This is a genomic window from Kitasatospora sp. NPDC057965, from assembly GCF_042887135.1.
GTDB lineage: Bacteria > Actinomycetota > Actinomycetes > Streptomycetales > Streptomycetaceae > Kitasatospora.
In genome coordinates this window covers 75,839-92,126 of the sequence record NZ_JBHVPZ010000002.1, presented here as the reverse complement: position 1 = coordinate 92,126, position 16,288 = coordinate 75,839, and the positions used below count along the sequence as shown (strand labels likewise).

The following is a 16,288-nucleotide window of genomic DNA, read 5'->3' as shown; positions in this document are numbered from 1 at the left end:
CGGTACCCGCCAGCGAACTTCTACAATGCTGTAGAACAAGCCAGGAGCATACAAACCCACCCCCGCAAAGTCATCCCGCCAGGCCCCCGCCGCGGGGAAACGCCAGCTCAGGCCGGGTCGGCGGCGGCTAGGATGGCCGCGAACGCCGGACGAACAGAAGGACCATCATGTTCGAGAACCTCAAGAACCTCGCCGACAAGGCCACCGACCTCGCCCGCGAGCACAGCGGCGCCATCTCCCAGGGCCTGGACAAGGTCGCCGACGTCATCGACGACAAGACCGACGGCAAGTACAGCGGCCAGATAGACACCGCCGCCGACAAGGCCAAGGACTTCATCAACGGTCTCGACGAGTCCAAGTAACGCCGGCACCGCGCCCCGGCCCGGGCCGGTCGAACACGGACCCGGCCGGGCCGGGGCCGGGCGAGGATCAGACGGTGGCGGCCAGGCGGGCCGACCAGCGGGCCCGCCAGGCGAGCGCGTCCACGACACCCTCGGCGATGCTCCGGCGCGCCGTCCAGCCGAGCAGGTCGCGCGCGGCCGTCACGTCGCTGTAACAGCCGAGGACGTCGCCGGGCCGCGGTTCGGCCTCCCGGACGTCCAGCTTCGCACCGACCGCCTGTTCGAAGGCGGTCACCAGCTCGCGCACGGTGGTGCCGTCACCGGTCCCGATGTTGACGACCCGGTAGCGCTCCTCCCCGGCGGCCCCGACCACCTCGTCGAACCGGAGCAGCGCGGCGACATGGGCCTCGGCGACGTCCTGGACGTGGATGTAGTCGCGGATGCCCGAGCCGTCCCGGGTCTCCCAGGCGACCCCGGTGATGGTGAACGGCGTGCCGTTGGTGTGCGCCTCGATCAACTTGCCCAGCGCGTGGGTCGGCCGGAGGTCCTGCAGCCCGGTGCGCAGCTGCGGGTCGGCGCCGATCGGATTGAAGTACCGCAGCGCGATGACCCGCGTCCCATCGGCCCCGTCACCGCGCGTCCAGTCCTGGAGCACCTGCTCCATCATCTGCTTGGTGCGCGCGTAGGGACTGTTCGCCTCGACCGGACAGGACTCGTCGACCCGGCCGGTCGGCGTGGGCCGGTAGATCGAGGCGGAACTGCTGAAGACCACCCGGGTGCAGCCGTTGCGCTGGAGCGACTCCAGCAGGTCGACGGTCTTGCCGACGTTCTCGCGGTAGTAGAAGAGCGGCCGGGAGACCGATTCGGGGACGACGATCCGCGCGGCGCAGTGCAGGGCGGCGTCGATGTCGGGGTGTTCGGCGAAGATCCGGTCGACCAGCTCCGGATCCGCGATGTCCCCCTGGTAGAACACCCGGCCCTCGACGAACTCGGCCCGGCCCCGGGAGAGGTCGTCGAGGACGACCGGGGTGATGCCCGCGTCCAGCAGGGCCGACGCCACGGTGCTGCCGATGTAGCCGGCTCCGCCGGTGATCAGTACCTTGCGCACAGTCGGACGCTCCTTGCCTCGGGCGGGCACCCGGTGGCGCCTGTCGGGGTGGGGACGTCCGGTTCGCACGCGACGGTTCCCGGCCTTCCGGAGAACGAACGTTCGGCACCCGTGCGGCGGCTCGACGGCGTGGCCGGTGGCGCGCGCCGGGCGTGCGCGCCCCCATGGGGGCGCGCGGCCACACCGACGGGGGCGCGCGCCGGACGATGCGGCTACCGAGCGCGGGGCGGACAATCCGCGGCAGCGCCGGGCCTGGGAGCGGCCCGACGGCCACCGCGCACAAAGCGGCGCCGGGGAGCGTACCCGGGGGGTGTACGCTCCCCGGCAGGGGGTGGTGGCGGCCACCGCACCGGTCGTCCGGGGGTCCGGACACCGGTTGCCGTGACCGGAATGCTAGACCTGCGCGCAGGTCGTGACCAGAGCTCTGACCAGCTAAATTCCCGTCCAGGACATGCCACTTGACCCCCAGGAACCGCTCCGGCCCCGCCCGGCCCGACGGTCCGTCGACCATCGGGCGGAGGCCCGTCCGGCCCGCACCGGGCGACGGAGCGCCGAGGCACGACGAGCGCCCGGCCGCCCCCGGCACGCCTCCCCACGCGCCCTTGAGCGCCCGGGTGCCCCCCGGAACCGGCTCGCGCGGAGCGGCCGGATCCGGACGGTCGGCGGAAGCACCGTCCGTCACACCCCGCCCGCCCGCACCCCGTTCGCCCGGGCTCGGCTCAGGCCGCGACGTCGAGCCGCTGGACCGCGAGGCGGCCGGCGCCGTGCCGGTGCAGCCCGGCGAGGCCCGCGGCGAGCCGCCCCGGATCCCCGGTCAGCCAGAACCGCAGTGCGGCGGCCAGCGCCGCGCTCGCCGGGCCGATCCGCAGCCCGCTGACGGCGGCGATCCGCTCACCGACCAGCGGGAGCAGGTCCGCCACCGGGGCCGGCAGCCAGAGGGTCACCGCGCACGGGGCGGGCCGGGCCAGCACGCGCAGCAGCCGCGAGACGCCCGGGTCCCCGGCGACGGCGGGCAGCACCCGCCCGGCCGGCGGCACGGACAGCACCGGCAGGACGTGCAGGCCGGGGATGACGTCCAGCAGGCCGTCCACGACCACGTCCGACACGTCGGTGCCGTGGCCGCGCGCGAGTTCGCGCAGCAGGGCCCGCTCGGCGGCCGTGATCCTGACGGTCAGCATGACTTCTTCGCAGTCCATGGTCCCAGTTCCCGTCGAGAGCGTGAAGGTGTGCTCGTCCGTTGTCGGTCGTGTACCGGTCAGCCCGTGCCGATCATTACCTGCCCGTCAGTGGGCTCCCGCTATCGGCGTGATCAAGCCATAGTGGCCGTCGTAGCGGCGGTAGAGCACCCGGCCGCGGCCGTCGCCGGGATCGGCGTGGAAGACGAACGGCCAGCAGGTGAGCCAGAGTTGGCGGGCGGCTTCGGCCGGCTCCAGCCGGGGCGCCGGGTCCGGGCTCTCGGTGACCGACGGCCACCGACCGCCCGGCCGGGCCGTGGAGTGCGCCCGGACCAGCCGGAACCCGACGCCGGGCCTGCGGTGGACCAGGCTGTCCTGGCCGGTCAGCGCGTCCGAGAAGAGGTGGAAGCGGTAGTCCAGCGCCAGCATCTCGCGGACCGCCTGCTCGGGCGTGCGGCGGGCCAGTCGCACGGACTTGTGCCGGACGATCCGCCGGTCGGCGAGCGGGCGCGCCGCGTACTGCGGCCGCCAGGAGCTCTCGTACGCCGAGGCGAGCCCTATGTCGCCCAGCTCGCGCAGTCGCGCGGCGCGCCCGGCGAGCGTGCCGAGCGCCAGGTCGACCGCCTCGCGCACCGCCACGGTGGCCAGTTCCACCCGCACCCGTCCGGCGCCCTCCAGGTCCACCGAGGCCTGCGCGACGGCGGGCCTGGTGACCGACCGGTCGCGCGGCCGGGTGAGCCGCAGCCGGGCTGCGTGCGCGTCCGGCCCGAGGTCCGTGATCAGCGCCAGCGACCGGGCCCGGGCGTACTCGGCGTCCTCCCGGGGCAGTTCGCCCCGGATCTCCACGCGGACGTCGAGTGCCGGCCGGTGGCGCAGACGGGTCATCAGAGGGTCCTCCTTCGTTCTGCACCATGCTGGACCGGTGCGCACCGTCCCGCCGAGGGCCGAAAGGCCCTGCCTGCCAGGCAGGACGGCCCCGACCGGCGGCCGCGCCGGCACCCGGGCCGGCCTCCGCGTCGGCACCCGCGCGGGGTGGCGTGCGGGGTGGCGCGACCGGCTCCGCGGACCGCGTCCGACGGCGCGCCCCCATCGGGACGCACCGCGCACATCTTGAGGACACTCCACCGATGGAGTGATCCATCCGGGTCCGGCGCAACGCTCGCGGGACCGGCGCGTTTCCCATGGCGTGCGCCCTCTGTCCGTGGCGCGCGCGGGGGTCTGCGTCAACAGGCTTCCGAATCCCGGCTGTCGCGGCGGCGGCTCCGGTGGTACCGCAGCAGCGCCGGGCCGGTCGACCGGTCCGACACCCGGCCGGACACACCGGTCCGTCCCACCGGTCCGTCCCCCCGGTCCATCTGGTGAGAGGTGATGTCATGATCCTGACGAACGAGACCCGCAGACCGCCTGCCCCGCCCAGAACCCCCTCGGCGGAGAGCCGCGCGGCCGTCCCCCCGCTCGCCCCCGGCGCCGTGCCCGGCCTCGGCCACGCCCCCGCGCTGCTGCGCGACCCGCTCGGCTTCCTCGGCTCGCTCTCCCGGCACGGCGAGGTGGTCCGGATCCGGCTCGGACCGCGCACGGTCTGCGTGGTCACCGACGCCGCCCTGGTCCACACCCTGCTGGTGGCGCTCGCCCACGACTGCCCGCGCGGCGCCGTCCAGGACACCCTCAAGACCGCCTTCGGCGACGGCCTGCTGATGTCCGAGGGCCGCGCCCACCGCGACCGCCGCCGGATCATCCAGCCCGCCTTCGGGGCGGACCGGATGGCCGAGTACGTCGCCGTGATGCACCGGGTCACCGAGGAGCGGGCCGGGCGCTGGCGCCCCGGCGAGGTGCTCGACGTGGGCAAGGAGATGAACCACCTCGCACTGGAGATCGTCACCCGGGCGCTCTTCGACGCCCGGCTGAGCGAGGACGCCACGCTCGCCTTCCACCGGGCCCTGCCCGACATGGTGAAGGGCCAGATCGTCCAGTCGCTCTACCCCCACCGCTCCCTCGCCCGGCTGCCGCTGCCGGTCAACCGGCGTTTCGACGCGGCCGTGCGGGTGCTCAACCAGGTCGTCGACCAGGCCGTCAACGGCACCGCGCCCGGCGACCCGTTCGAGGACGCCTTCGAGAGCGCGTTCGGCACCGCGCCGGACGGCGGCTGCCCGGTGACCGGCCCCGGCGGCCGGCGCGGCGCCTCGCTGCCCGCGCTGCTGCGCGCCGCCGTCGACCCCGCGACCGGACGGCCGCTCACCGAGGCGGACGTCCGCTCCGAGGCGATCACCATGTTCGGCGCCGGCACCGAGACCGTCTCCACCACGCTCACCTGGCTGATCGACGAGCTGATCCGGCACCCCCGGGTCGAGGCCCGCGTACTGGCCGAGCTGGACGAGCACCTCCCGGCCGGCACCGTGCCCACCCCCGAGGCGCTCGCCCGTCTGGGCTACACCCGCGCGGTCACCCAGGAGGTCGTCCGGCTGCACGCGCCGAACGCCTTCCTGATGCGCACCGCGCGCGAACCGGTCGAGCTGGGCCGGTACCGCATCCCGGCCGGCACCGAACTGCTCTACAGCCTCACCGCGATCCACCGCGACCCCGCCCTGTACCCGGAGCCGCTCCGCTTCCGCCCCGGCCGCTGGTACGGCGACGGCCGGGCGCCGGGCGCGGCCGGCGGCGGGGGTGCGGTCCGGCAGGCGTTCCTGCCGTTCGGGGCCGGCAAGCACAAGTGCATCGGCGAGGCCTTCGCCTGGGCCGAGCTGACCGTGGCCGCCGCCGCCATCCTGCGCCGCTGGCGCCCGACGGCCGTCCCCGGCTCCCGGGCCCGCGAGGTGGTGTGGACGACCGTCCAGGCCCAGGGCCTGCGCGTGCGGCTCGCCGCGCGCGGCGGACGCGCGCCGCACGCCCCCGGCCCGCGCCGCACGCCGTCGGCCGGCCTCGACGACACGCCCGCCCAAAGGATCCCGATCATCGGTCCCCGCCGACCCGAGTCCGACCCCCACCGGCCCGAGTCCGCTCCGCGCGGCCCACGAGGCGCGGGCGGCCCGCTGGGCCCGGCCGGCCCGCGACCGGGCGAGGGCTGTCCGGTGGGCGCCGCCGGTCCGGCCGCCCCCGGCGGAGCGGCCGTCCCGGTCGAACCGCTGCGGCCCCCGGGCTCGGCGGGGCCCCGACGCTCCGCCGTGCTCCCCGCCCAGTCCTCCCTCGCCACCCGCCGGTCCGCGGCCACCGAACGCGCGCACGCGAAGGCACCGCAGACCGCCGCCCGGCCGGCCGAGCACAGCACCTCGCGCACCGGCTCCCCGCGTCCCGGCGGCGCCCCCCGGAGCGTCACGGCCCTCCCCGTGTGCCCGGCCACCTACCTGGGCCCGCTCACCACCCTCGTGCCGGTCACCACGCTGGGACCGCCCGCGATCGTCCGGCAGGTCACCACGGCCGGGCGGCTCGCCGTCGCCCCCCGGCCCGCGCCACCGGCCCGGACCGAGGCACGGCCCTTCCCGGCCGCCCCCCCGGCCGCCCGGCGCGCGCCCCACGCGCTGCGCCCGCAGGACGAGCCGCGCGCGCCGGGCGAACTGCACGCCGCCGAGGCCCGGCACAGCGCATGGGCGCTCGCCCACGGCCTGCTCGCCCCGGAGGACCTCGCCCGCTACCACACCTACGCGCTGCCCGAGCTGATCGGCCACTCGTACCCCCGCGCCCGCGACACCGAGCTGGACCTGCTGATCGACATCCTCGGCTGGTTCACCATCCTCGACGACCGCTTCGACGGCCCGCCCGGCCGCGACCCCGTCGAGGCCCGAGCGATCGTCGAGCCGCTGCTCGCCGTCCTCGCCGGGCGGCCCGTCCCCACCGGCACCTCCCAGCCCCATCTGCTGGACGCCTGGCGGGAGTTGTGGCAACGCCAGAGCGCCCCCATGCCGCCCGGCTGGCGCCGGCGCGCCGCCGTCGAGTGGCGGTCGTGCCTGGAGACCTTCCTCGCCGAGACCGCCCACCGGGCCGCCCGCACCCAGCCCGACCTCGCCGAGACGGTGCGGCTGCGCCGCCATGCGAGCTGCCTCTACCCGTTCATGGACATACTGGAGCACGTCCACGGCGGCGAGGCACCGGCCGGACTGCACGCGGACCCCGCGCTGCACCGCCTGCGCGCCAACACCGCCGACGCGGCGACGCTGATCAACGACCTCTACTCGGCGGACCGCGAGGAACGCCAGAACGTCGCGGCCTTCAACACCGTGCTCACCCTGCAGCGGATCCGCGGCTGCACCCGCAGCCGGGCCGCCCGCGCGGTCGGGGCCAGGATCGCCCGGCTGACGGCCCAGAGCGAGGAGCTGCGCCGCAGTCTGCAGGTGCGGCACCCGGCGGGCGGGTGGTACCTCGACGGCACCCGGGAACTGGTCGAGGGCGTCTACGCCTGGACCAGCACCAGCCGCCGCTACACCGGGGAGGACACCGCGCACTGATCCCGGTCGACGGCCGCCCGGCCGCACCGGACCGGTCCCGGCCGCCACCCGGCCGGGACCGCCCGGAGGGCCCCGGGCCGGGCCTCAGGGCGTCCCGGTCACTTCCGGCCGCCGAGGGCGAACAGCAGCAGGACGAACCCCGCGAACAGGTGGGTGGCGAAGATGTAGATGCCCGCTCGGATCAGCATGGCCTTGCGCCGCGCCTTCTCCTCCCGGGTGGCGGTGTCCTCCCGCCGCTGCTCGCCGGTGTCCTCACTCATGGCCGGGCACTCCTTCGCTCGACGGGCCGGTCATCGGTTGCCCGCGGGCGAGGCCCCGGCCTGCGGCGCCCGCAGCTCGGTGAGCAGCGTGCCCTGGTCGGTGATCAGCTCGGTCAGGATCCGCCGTGCGGCGCGCAGCAGTTCGGCGACGTCCGGCGTGCTCAGGGCGTAGACGACGGTGTTGCCCTCGCGGGTCGCCGTGACCAGCTGGGTGCGGCGCAGCACCGCGAGCTGCTGGGAGAGGTTCGAGGGCTCGATCTCGATCGCGGCCAGCAGCTCGCGCACCGGGCGCGGTCCGTCCTGGAGCAGCTCCAGGACCCGGATGCGCACCGGGTGCCCGAGCGTCCGGAAGAACTCCGCCTTCGCCTGGTACAGCGGGACCGGCATCGTCCGTCTCTCCCTGCTCGTCGCCGGATGGGGTCCGGACGGGCCGTGGATCGGCCTGCTCGGCGGGAAGCATCTTCGCCGCAGATGAAGATTTCTTCAAGTCGTCACGGTCGGCCGGCCGCACGGGGGGAAGGGACGGGCGGAAACAGGGCGGGCCCGGGGTGACTCGCACCCCGGGCCCGCCCACCCCCGTCAGTCCGCTAGGACCGCGTCATCAGCCGGGCACCACGACGTCGATGGTCACCGGAGCCGGGGACCACGGGAAGGTGGCGGCGCTGAAGCTGCCGTGCACGGTCGAGCCGGCCGGCACGGTGCTGGTCAGGCCGGGAACCTTGATGGTGCTGCCGGCGAAGTGGGCCGGGCCGCTGACCGTGCCGAGCGAGGCGCCACCGACGATGTTGCCGGAGGTGCTGGTGATCAGGTCGATGCTCGGCGGCCACGGGGTGCCCGGGCTCGGCGGGCCGGCCAGGCTGACCTCGCCGTACAGCTTGATGCTGTCGCCGGTGATCTCCGCGCACACCCGGGTCGACAGGCCGGCCTGCAGGCCGGAGGCGCCGCAGGTCACGGTGGTGCCGGTGGTGGTGGTCTGGGCCGCGTTCGCCTGGGCCGGGACGGCCAGCAGGGCCGCCGCGCCGGCGATGCCGGCCGCGGTCAGGGTGAGTCGGTTCATCCGCATGATTCCGCTCCTCCGCTTTCTTCTCTTCGTTCTCATGGGCATCCCAGTGCCACATGTGACATGTCACATGTGGCACGTCGAAACTCTGACAGCTGAATCGAATGCCGAAAAGGGCGAAGATCCAAACAGTTGATGATCAGACTGGAAACTGGCCTTGGATGGCGTGATCAAGGGCCTTGACCAGTGCCGATGTCTCCCGCTAGTCCCCGAGCGGCAGCCGGTCCGCCCCCAGCCACCGGGCGCTCTCGATCGCCATGTCCATGAACGCGAGCGCCTCGGCCCGCCGGACGAACGGGTTCGGGTAGTGCGAGCGTCCCCGCCCGCCGGCGCGGATCCGCAGGCACTCGTCCACGATCCGGTGCCACCGCTCGTCGAACACCGCCCGGGCGTACTCGCCGGCGCCGCGCTTGGAGGCGATCCGCCCGGTGGCCAGCGTGTAGTGCAGCCGGCTCACCCCGAGCACGCCCCAGACCGGCCCCGACCCGTTGAGGCAGGCCAGCCCCGGGCGCGACACCAACCGGGAGGAGCGCCGCCACCACGGACGCCAGTACTCCTCCAGGTTGGCGACCGTCCAGCCGGCGAGCTCCTCCGGGTTGGTGTCGATCATCAGTTCCTGGGCCCGCGGCCCGCACAGCGTGACGCCGTGCCGCGCCAGCGTGTGCCAGAGCACCGGCGTGCGGTCCGATGCGACCCGGTGCCGGACCGTCCCCCCGAACACCTGCGGACCCGGTGGCGCCTGCGCGGGCGAGCCCGCCAGCTCGTCCCAGGTGAGGTAGGGCCCGTCGAAGGCCGGGCGCGGATGGCGCACCGCGAGCAGGGCGTGCGCGCGTTCCAGCGCGCCGAGCTGCTCCGCCGTGACCGGATCCGCGGTCACGGCCACGAAGTCGATGTCGCTCCGTGCCGGGTGGAAGTCGTCCAGGGCCGTCGAACCGACCACGTACAGGCCCTCGACCAGCCCGGGCGCGGCGGCGTCGACCAGGGCCAGGTAGGCGTCGGCGATCTCGTGTACGAGAGGGTGCACAGTCACGGCGGAAAGCCTGCCATCAGGATGACCCTCCGTGTCCGCTCGTTTCCGCTGAGGATCGGCGCGTGTTGATCGCTCGTGCACCCTCTTCGCGCCACCCTCGCCCCTTTTCGCGCCACCTCCGCGCCACCCTTGCCGGCCTCCGTCACCCGGGCCGCCCCGCGTCAGCGTGTGGCGGCACCGGCCAGGGCGAGCTCGTAGCGGCTGTGCCGGATGACGGGCCGCTCGGCCGCGGGTCCGCCCGGGGCGCCCGCCACCTGCACGTCCCCGCGATGGGCGAAGCCGCGCGACTCGTAGTAGGCGCGCAACCGCGCGTTCGTCGCCACGCAGTCCAGCCGCAGGAAGCCCGCCCCGCGCGCCCGCGCGGCATCGGCGGCCCAGTCGAGCACGTGCCCGCCGAGCCCGGCCGCCCAGCGGCGCACGGCCAGGCGGTGCACGTAGCCGGCCGCACCGGCGGCGTCCGCCCACAGCGGGTCCGCCCAGTCCAGGGTGACCGTCCCGGCCACCCGGCCCCGACCGGCAGGCTCGTCCCCGGGGCCGACGACCGCCAGCCAGGTCTCCCCGCGGGAGAGCGCTCCCGCGATCCGGGCGGCCTCGAAGCGTGCGGGCCACTGTGCGATCCCGCGCGAGCCGAGCCATCCGGCCGCATCGTCCAGGACCTCCAGCACCTCGGCCGTGCGGTCGGGTCCGGCCGGTTCGAGGACCACCTGTGCGCGATTCCAGTCCATTGCCATGGCACGCATGATCGCAGGCGAGCGCGGGCCGCCGGAGGTCGGGCGCCCCCGGGAGGACGGGCACCGCGGGAGGCCGCGGACCGCCGGTCAGGAACCAGTCAGGAGCCGGTCAGGAGCCGGTCAGCGAGGCGCGGAGGGCGTCGACGCGGTGGACGGCCTCGGTGAACCCGGCTTCGTCGAGGCGGCCGCTGTCGAGGGCGGCCGCGAGGGCCGCGACCGCGGCGTCGCCCTGTCCGACCTCGCGGCCGGAGCAGAGCAGCAGGTCCATCCCGGCGTCCGCGGCGGCGACGGCCCGCTCGCCGGCGTCACCGAAGGAGGCGAGCGCGCCGGCCTCCAGGGCGTCGGTGATGGTCACCCCGCGGAAGCCGAGCCGCTCGCGCAGCTCACCGTGGACGACGGTGCGCGACAGGCCCGCCGGGCGGTAGGCGTCCAGGGCCGGATAGACCGCCCAGGAGGCCATCACCAGCCGGACCCCGGCCGCGATGGCGGCGCGGTACGGCTCCTCGCCGCGCTCCCGCAGGTCCGCGAGCGGGACGGGGAGGACGACGGGTTCGGCATCGGTGTTCGCGCCGGCCGGGGCCGCGCCGAGGCCGGGGAAGTGCTTGGCCGTCGCGGCCACCCCCAGGCTCTGCTGCGCGGCGAGGAAGGCGGAACCCAGCTCGGCGACCACGTCCGGCTTCTGGCTGTACGAGCGCTCGAAGTGGTCGATGAAGTTGTCGGGCGCGTCGAAGACGTCGAGCACGGGCGCAAGGTTGACGTTCAGGCCCGCCCCGCTCAGGGTGCGGGCCGCTCCGGCCCCGGCGCCGGCGGCCGCGCCGGCCGGGTCGGGGGCGAGGCCGGTCTGCTTGGCGGAGAGCTCCGGGGCACCCGTCAGCCGACGGATCCGGCCGCCCTCCTGGTCGGTCATCAGCAGCAGCGGCGCGGCGGACGGGGCCTCGGCCGCGGCCTGCCGCAACTGGCCGACGGCCGTCTGGAGCTGGGGCAGCGAGGGGATGTTGTCCTTGAAGAAGATGACGCCGGCGGCGCGGCCCGCGCGGACGGTGCTCAGCAGTTCCGGCGGCGGGGTGGGCCCCGGGTACGAGTAGACCACCCGCCGGCCGGCGAGCTGGAGCGCATCGGTGGTGGACACGGGGGTGGTCCTCTCCGTAGGGGTGGAGCGGGTCGGAGCCGTCGCCGCGGGTCCGGTCCCCTCGCCGGTGGGCTCCGCCGCCGCACCCCGGACGGGCGGGGCGAGCGGGGAGAGCGGGGTGGACGAGGCGGACGGGGCGAGGGCGGAGAGCAGCAGGGCGAGCAGGGCGAGACGGATCGTTCGGCGGGATATCGGCATCCGGCCTCCCTCGGTCGTTCGGGTCCGGGCGGTCCGGGGAGCGGCGCGCGTCCGGGTTCGCCCGGGGCACCCGGGCCGCGACGGCGGGGCGGCTGCCGCACGCCCGCCGTCGGCACCCCGCGCGGTGCGCAAGGTGTCACCAGCCTCACCCGGGGAGCGGGCGGCCCGCCTCCCGGAGCAGCCGTCCGAGGACGGCGACGCCCTCCTCGATCTCGCCGGGCGCGACGGCCGCGTAGCCGAGGACGAGCCCGGGCGGGTGCGGCAGCCGGGCGTGCCAGGACAGCGGCTGCACCTTGACGCCACGGGCCAGCGCCGCCGCGGCGAGCTCGGTGTCGGTGCGGCCCGGACCGTCGGGGAAGGTGACCGTGAGGTGCAGCCCGGCCGCCGCGCCGTGCACGACGGCGCCGGGCAGGTGGGCGGCGACGGCGGCGGTCATCGCGTCGCGGCGGCGCCGGTGGCGCGGGCGCAGCAGCCGCAGGTGGCGTTCCAGCGCGCCGGAGTCCATCAGGCGGGCGAGGACGAGTTGCGGCAGTGCCGGGTTGCCGAGGTCGCTGAGCCGCTTGGCGTCGACCAGCAGGTCCCGGTAGCGGGCGGGGGCGAGCATCCAGCCGGTGCGCAGCGCGGGGGCGAGGAGCTTGGAGACGCTGCCGAGGTAGAGGACCTGTTCGGGGAGGACGCCGCGCAGCGCGGGCACCGGCGGGCGGTCGTAGCGGTGTTCGGCGTCGTAGTCGTCCTCGATGACGAGCCCGCCCTCGGCCGCCCACCGGAGCAGCTCGCGCCGGCGAGCGCCGGCGAGCACCACGCCGGTCGGGAACTGGTGGGCGGGGGTGAGCAGGACGGCGCGGGCGCCGGTGGCGCGCAGCGCGTCGACCCGGATGCCCTCGGCGTCGACCGGGACCGGCGGGGTGGCGGTGATCCGGTGGCCGAGGTGCTGCCGGGTGCCGAGGGAGCCCGGGTCCTCGGCGGCGACGACGTCGAGGCCGACCGTGCGCAGCACCTCGCCGGCCAGGGCGAGGGCCTGGGCGGCCCCGGCCACGACGAGGACGTCCTCGGGGTCGGCGCGGATGCCGCGGTTGCGGCCGAGCCAGTCGGCGACGGCGCGGCGCAGCGCGGGGGTGCCGCGCGGGTCGCCGTAGCCGAAGTCCCGGGCGGCGAGGTCGTGGAGGACGGCGCGTTCGGCGCGCAGCCAGGCGGTGCGGGGGAAGGCGGCGAGGTCCGGGGCTCCGGGCGAGAGGTCGATCCGGGCGGGGGCGTTGCGCAGGGTGTCGAAGCCGGCCGGGACGAGCGGGCCGTCGAACGGCGAACCGGGCGGGGACGCGGCGGCGGAGGCGGGCACGCGGGTGGGGGCGGGGACAGCAGGCGGCTGGGGCGCCGAGGGGCGGGGGAACGGGTCGACCACGACGGTGCCGCCCCTGCCCCGGCCGGCGATCCGGCCCTCCTCGGCGAGCCGGCGGTAGGCGTCGGTGACCACGCCCCGGGAGACCCGCAGGTCGGCGGCGAGCAGGCGGGTGGCGGGCAGGCGGCTGCCCGCCGGCAGCCGGCCGTCGGCGATCGCCTGCCGCAGCCGGCGGGCCAGCCAGTCGGCGAGTCCGCCGGCCGGGGCCTCGCGGGGGTCGAGCTGGAGGAAGTCGGCACCGGCCGTTGTGGACCTGTCGGGCGACCGCTCATTGGACCTGGGCACCGGTCCATTGTGCCGGGAGGGTGGAGGCATGACCACGAGCACCCCGCAGTCCGCCGCACTCCGCCCCGAGCCGGCCGCCGAAGCCGACGCCGCCCCCGACACTGGCTACGTGCACGGCTACTCCCCCACCGAGGCCCGGCGCCTCGGCGAGCAGGCCGACACCCTGGCCGCCCTGCTGCACGCCGGCACCGCCTACCCGGCGGGCAGCCGGGTCCTGGAGGCCGGGTGCGGCGTCGGCGCGCAGACGGTGCACCTGCTGACCGCCAACCCCGGCGTGCTGCTGACCGCCGCCGACGTCTCGGCGGACTCGCTCGCGCGGGCCCGGGACCGGGTCGCCGAGCAGCTGCCCGGCGCGGACGTCCGCTGGCACCACGGCGATCTGCACCGGCTGCCCTTCCCCGACGGCTCCTTCGACCACCTCTTCGTCTGCTTCGTCCTGGAACACCTCGCCGACCCGGTGGCGGCGCTGGCCGCGCTGCGCCGGCTGCTACGGCCCGGCGGCACCGTCACCGTGATCGAGGGCGACCACGGCTCGGCGTTCTTCCACCCGCGCGGCGAGGCGGCGCAGCGCGTCGTCGACCAGCTGGTCCGGCTCCAGGCGGACGGCGGCGGGGACGCCCTGATCGGGCGCCGGCTGTACCCGCTGCTCACCGGCGCCGGGTTCCGGGACGTCGTGGTGGGACCGCGCACGGTGTACGCGGACGGTGCCCGGCCGACGCTGGTGGAGGGGTTCACCCGGCGCACCTTCGTGGCGATGGTCGAGGCGGTGCGGGCCGAGGCGGTCGCGGCCGGGCTCACCACGGCGGAGGCGTTCGACCGGGGCCTCACGGAGCTGCGCCGCGCGGCGGAGCCGGGCGGGACCTTCCACTACACCTTCTTCAAGGCGGTCGCGGTCAACCCCTGAGCGGCGGTCACCCGGGGCCGTCGCCGAGGGTGGCGAGCACCGTCCGCAGGGCGTCGACGAAGGCGGCGGTCCGCGCCTCGTCCAGGCCGGCCAGGACGCGGCGCTCGGTGGCGAGGTGGTCGGGCAGGGCGCGGTCCATCAGGGCGTACCCCTCGTCGGTGAGCGCGACCTCGCGGCTGCGGCCGTCGGAGCCGCTGGGGGTCCGGGTGACCAGGCCGCGGGCCTCCAGCCGGTCGAGGCGCTGGCTGATCGCCCCGGAGGTGACCATCGCGGACTGCATCAGGCCGGTCGGGGTGAGCCGGTACGGCGGGCCGCTGCGCCGCAGGGTGGCGAGCACGTCGAAGGAGGCGGCGTCGAGGTCGTGCCGGGCGAAGGTCTCCTTCAGCTCGGCGTCGACCAGGCGGCTCAGCCGCTTGAGGCGGCCGATCACCTCCATCGGGGAGACATCGAGGTCGGGACGCTCCGCGCCCCACTGCCGGACCACCCGGTCCACATGATCTTCGCGCTCTGCCATGCCCTCCACCCTAAACGATGCCTTAGCGGTGAGATACCTCACAGCGCCCATCCGCCCACTCCCCACCCAGATTCCTTAGCGCTGAGATACATTGGCTTAGTGCTAAGGAATCGACTCGCCATCGTGCTGCTGACCGCCCTCGCGCCCGCCATCTGGGGCTCCACCTACCTCGTCACCACCGAACTGCTGCCGCCCGGGCGGCCGCTGCTCGCCGGAGTGCTCCGCGCCCTGCCCGCCGGACTGCTGCTGATCGCCCTCACCCGCCGCCTGCCGAAGGGCAGCTGGTGGTGGCGCTCGCTCGTCCTCGGGGCCCTGAACATCGGCGCCTTCTTCGCCCTCCTCTTCGTCGCCGCCTACCGCCTGCCCGGCGGCGTCGCCGCCACCGTCGGCGCCGTCCAGCCGCTGATCGCCGCGGGCCTGTCGGCCGCGCTCCTCGGCGACCGCCTCTCCGCGCGCACCCTCGTCTCCGGCATCGCCGGCGTGACCGGGGTCAGCCTGCTCGTGCTGCGCGCCGACGCCCAGCTGGACGCGCTGGGCGTCGTGGCCGCCCTCGGCGGCGCGGTGGTGATGGCCACCGGCGTCGTCCTCTCCAAGCGCTGGACCTCGCCGGCCCCGCTGCTGGCCACCACCGGCTGGCAGCTCACCGCGGGCGGCCTGCTGCTCCTTCCGGTCGCGCTGCTGGTCGAAGGACCGCCGCCGTCCCACCTCACCGGCGCCAACCTGCTCGGCTACGGCTACCTCGGCCTGATCGGCGCGGCCGTCGCGTACGCGCTCTGGTTCCGCGGCATCCGCGCCCTGCCGCCCACCTCGGTCACCTTCCTCGGCCTGCTCAGCCCCGTGGTCGCCACCGCCCTCGGCTGGCTGGTGCTCGGCCAGGACCTCGCGCCCGTCCAGGCCGTCGGCGCGCTGATCGTGCTCGGCTCGCTCGTCGCCGCGCAGACCCAGCGCCCGAGCGCCCCGTCGAAGGTCGTCGCCGGGGCGCCGGCCGCGGCTGCCTCCGGTACCCGCGGCCGCCAGACCGTCTGACCGTCCCCCGCCTCCCTCCCGACCGACCCCGAGGAGAACTCCCCATGCGCATCACCGTGTTCGGCGCGAACGGCAACGTCGGCAGCCGGGTCGTGGCCGAGGCCACCGCCCGCGGCCACCGGGTCACCGCCGTGCTGCGCGACCCCGCCGGCCCGCACCGGCTCCCGCCGACGGTCGCGACCGCCACCGGCGACGCCCGCGACCCCGCCGACGTCCGCCGCCTCGCCGCCGGACAGGACCTGCTGGTCGCGGCCACCCGGCCGGCCCCTGGCCACGAGGACGAACTCGCCACCGCGACCAAGGGCCTGCTGACCGGCCTGGCCGGAACGGGCGTGCGGCTGCTGGTCGTCGGCGGCGCCGGCAGCCTCACCCTGCCCGGCGGGAACGGCGTCGCCCTGGTGGACGCCCCGGACTTCCCCGCCGCCCTGCGCCCGATCGCCGACGCCTGCGGCGAGCAGCTCGCCCTCTGCCGCGCGGACGCCGAGGTCGACTGGACCTACCTCAGCCCGGCCGCGCTGCTCGAACCGGGTGAGCGGACCGGCCACTACCGGCTGGGCCGCGACGAGCTCCTCGTCGGCCCGGACGGCACCTCGGCCATCTCCATGGAGGACTTCGCCCTCGCCCTCCTCGACGAGGCCGAGCGCCCGGCCCACCACCGCCTCCGCTTCACCGTCGGCTACTGAAGCGTTCCCCGG

Annotated in this window: 16 protein-coding genes; 5 read left to right on the top strand and 11 right to left on the bottom strand. The window is 75.9% G+C overall.

The genetic code is table 11. The features are described from left to right. The first annotated feature begins 167 nt into the window (after window positions 1-167). Window positions 168-362, top strand: coding sequence for an antitoxin (locus ACFVVU_RS02315; protein WP_380689365.1), 195 nt, complete (start codon window positions 168-170; stop codon window positions 360-362). Between the two features lie 67 nt (window positions 363-429). Here the strand turns inward: ACFVVU_RS02315 and galE are convergent, their stop codons facing one another. The 3 genes from galE to ACFVVU_RS02300 all read right to left on the bottom strand — a co-directional run bounded on the left by galE (window position 430) and on the right by ACFVVU_RS02300 (window position 3,509). Beyond that, on the bottom strand, window positions 430-1,449 hold the full coding sequence (galE, locus tag ACFVVU_RS02310; protein WP_387787902.1) for a UDP-glucose 4-epimerase GalE: 1,020 nt from the start codon (window positions 1,447-1,449) through the stop codon (window positions 430-432). Window positions 1,450-2,168: 719 nt separating this feature from the next. Next, the gene (locus ACFVVU_RS02305) at window positions 2,169-2,645 is read right to left on the bottom strand and encodes a hypothetical protein (RefSeq protein ID WP_380689171.1); all 477 of its coding nucleotides are present in this window, start codon (window positions 2,643-2,645) and stop codon (window positions 2,169-2,171) included. Between the two features lie 87 nt (window positions 2,646-2,732). Next, window positions 2,733-3,509, bottom strand: coding sequence for a sigma 54 modulation/S30EA ribosomal C-terminal domain-containing protein (locus ACFVVU_RS02300; RefSeq protein WP_387787898.1), 777 nt, complete (start codon window positions 3,507-3,509; stop codon window positions 2,733-2,735). Between the two features lie 488 nt (window positions 3,510-3,997). Here ACFVVU_RS02300 and ACFVVU_RS02295 point away from each other — a divergent pair, with 488 nt between their 5' ends. After that, the gene (locus ACFVVU_RS02295) at window positions 3,998-7,060 is read left to right on the top strand and encodes a cytochrome P450 (RefSeq protein ID WP_387787895.1); all 3,063 of its coding nucleotides are present in this window, start codon (window positions 3,998-4,000) and stop codon (window positions 7,058-7,060) included. A gap of 98 nt (window positions 7,061-7,158) precedes the next feature. Here the strand turns inward: ACFVVU_RS02295 and ACFVVU_RS02290 are convergent, their stop codons facing one another. From ACFVVU_RS02290 to ACFVVU_RS02260, 7 genes are all read right to left on the bottom strand, one after another. Next, complete coding sequence (locus ACFVVU_RS02290; RefSeq protein WP_387787891.1) at window positions 7,159-7,320, bottom strand: DUF6126 family protein; 162 nt, start codon at window positions 7,318-7,320, stop codon at window positions 7,159-7,161. Between the two features lie 30 nt (window positions 7,321-7,350). Next, on the bottom strand, window positions 7,351-7,707 hold the full coding sequence (locus ACFVVU_RS02285) for a metalloregulator ArsR/SmtB family transcription factor (RefSeq protein ID WP_355367536.1): 357 nt from the start codon (window positions 7,705-7,707) through the stop codon (window positions 7,351-7,353). Between the two features lie 214 nt (window positions 7,708-7,921). Next, on the bottom strand, window positions 7,922-8,383 hold the full coding sequence (locus ACFVVU_RS02280) for a hypothetical protein (protein WP_380685213.1): 462 nt from the start codon (window positions 8,381-8,383) through the stop codon (window positions 7,922-7,924). Window positions 8,384-8,582: 199 nt separating this feature from the next. Beyond that, complete coding sequence (locus tag ACFVVU_RS02275; protein WP_387787886.1) at window positions 8,583-9,410, bottom strand: aminoglycoside adenylyltransferase domain-containing protein; 828 nt, start codon at window positions 9,408-9,410, stop codon at window positions 8,583-8,585. A 161-nt stretch (window positions 9,411-9,571) separates the two neighbouring features. Continuing rightward, window positions 9,572-10,141, bottom strand: a complete 570-nt coding sequence (locus ACFVVU_RS02270) for a GNAT family N-acetyltransferase (protein WP_380685209.1) — start codon at window positions 10,139-10,141, stop codon at window positions 9,572-9,574. A gap of 109 nt (window positions 10,142-10,250) precedes the next feature. Next, window positions 10,251-11,468, bottom strand: a complete 1,218-nt coding sequence (locus tag ACFVVU_RS02265; RefSeq protein WP_387787882.1) for a glycoside hydrolase family 3 N-terminal domain-containing protein — start codon at window positions 11,466-11,468, stop codon at window positions 10,251-10,253. Window positions 11,469-11,613: 145 nt separating this feature from the next. Continuing rightward, window positions 11,614-13,179 carry a PLP-dependent aminotransferase family protein gene (locus tag ACFVVU_RS02260; protein WP_387787879.1) on the bottom strand — a complete coding sequence of 522 codons (1,566 nt, stop codon included), beginning with the start codon at window positions 13,177-13,179 and terminating at the stop codon, window positions 11,614-11,616. Between ACFVVU_RS02260 and ACFVVU_RS02255 the strand changes: the two genes are divergently transcribed. Further along, window positions 13,178-14,053 carry a methyltransferase domain-containing protein gene (locus ACFVVU_RS02255; protein WP_387787875.1) on the top strand — a complete coding sequence of 292 codons (876 nt, stop codon included), beginning with the start codon at window positions 13,178-13,180 and terminating at the stop codon, window positions 14,051-14,053. The two genes, ACFVVU_RS02260 and ACFVVU_RS02255, sit on opposite strands and share 2 nt — an antisense overlap. Before the next feature lie 7 nt (window positions 14,054-14,060). Here ACFVVU_RS02255 and ACFVVU_RS02250 read toward each other — a convergent pair whose 3' ends face one another. After that, a complete protein-coding gene (locus ACFVVU_RS02250) occupies window positions 14,061-14,567 on the bottom strand; it encodes a MarR family winged helix-turn-helix transcriptional regulator (protein ID WP_380685201.1) in 507 nt (168 codons plus the stop codon). Window positions 14,568-14,666: 99 nt separating this feature from the next. On the opposite strand from ACFVVU_RS02250, the gene ACFVVU_RS02245 reads away from it, so the two are divergent. Both ACFVVU_RS02245 and ACFVVU_RS02240 read left to right on the top strand, forming a co-directional pair. Further along, entirely contained in the window at window positions 14,667-15,593 is a 927-nt protein-coding gene (locus tag ACFVVU_RS02245) for an EamA family transporter (protein WP_387787872.1), read from the top strand. A gap of 44 nt (window positions 15,594-15,637) precedes the next feature. Then, on the top strand, window positions 15,638-16,276 hold the full coding sequence (locus ACFVVU_RS02240; RefSeq protein WP_387787869.1) for an NAD(P)-dependent oxidoreductase: 639 nt from the start codon (window positions 15,638-15,640) through the stop codon (window positions 16,274-16,276). The last annotated feature ends 12 nt before the right edge of the window (window positions 16,277-16,288 follow it).

Bases quoted from the DNA above. Each gene is read 5' to 3' on its own strand.
- ACFVVU_RS02315 (WP_380689365.1), top strand. From the start codon at position 168: ATGTTCGAGAACCTCAAGAACCTCGCCGACAAGGCCACCGACCTCGCC.
- ACFVVU_RS02305 (WP_380689171.1), bottom strand. From the start codon at position 2,645: ATGGACTGCGAAGAAGTCATGCTGACCGTCAGGATCACGGCCGCCGAG.
- ACFVVU_RS02300 (WP_387787898.1), bottom strand. From the start codon at position 3,509: ATGACCCGTCTGCGCCACCGGCCGGCACTCGACGTCCGCGTGGAGATC.
- ACFVVU_RS02295 (WP_387787895.1), top strand. From the start codon at position 3,998: ATGATCCTGACGAACGAGACCCGCAGACCGCCTGCCCCGCCCAGAACC.
- ACFVVU_RS02290 (WP_387787891.1), bottom strand. From the start codon at position 7,320: ATGAGTGAGGACACCGGCGAGCAGCGGCGGGAGGACACCGCCACCCGG.
- ACFVVU_RS02285 (WP_355367536.1), bottom strand. From the start codon at position 7,707: ATGCCGGTCCCGCTGTACCAGGCGAAGGCGGAGTTCTTCCGGACGCTC.
- ACFVVU_RS02280 (WP_380685213.1), bottom strand. From the start codon at position 8,383: ATGCGGATGAACCGACTCACCCTGACCGCGGCCGGCATCGCCGGCGCG.
- ACFVVU_RS02270 (WP_380685209.1), bottom strand. From the start codon at position 10,141: ATGGCAATGGACTGGAATCGCGCACAGGTGGTCCTCGAACCGGCCGGA.
- ACFVVU_RS02265 (WP_387787882.1), bottom strand. From the start codon at position 11,468: ATGCCGATATCCCGCCGAACGATCCGTCTCGCCCTGCTCGCCCTGCTG.
- ACFVVU_RS02255 (WP_387787875.1), top strand. From the start codon at position 13,178: ATGACCACGAGCACCCCGCAGTCCGCCGCACTCCGCCCCGAGCCGGCC.
- ACFVVU_RS02260 (WP_387787879.1), bottom strand. From the start codon at position 13,179: ATGCCTCCACCCTCCCGGCACAATGGACCGGTGCCCAGGTCCAATGAG.
- ACFVVU_RS02250 (WP_380685201.1), bottom strand. From the start codon at position 14,567: ATGGCAGAGCGCGAAGATCATGTGGACCGGGTGGTCCGGCAGTGGGGC.
- ACFVVU_RS02240 (WP_387787869.1), top strand. From the start codon at position 15,638: ATGCGCATCACCGTGTTCGGCGCGAACGGCAACGTCGGCAGCCGGGTC.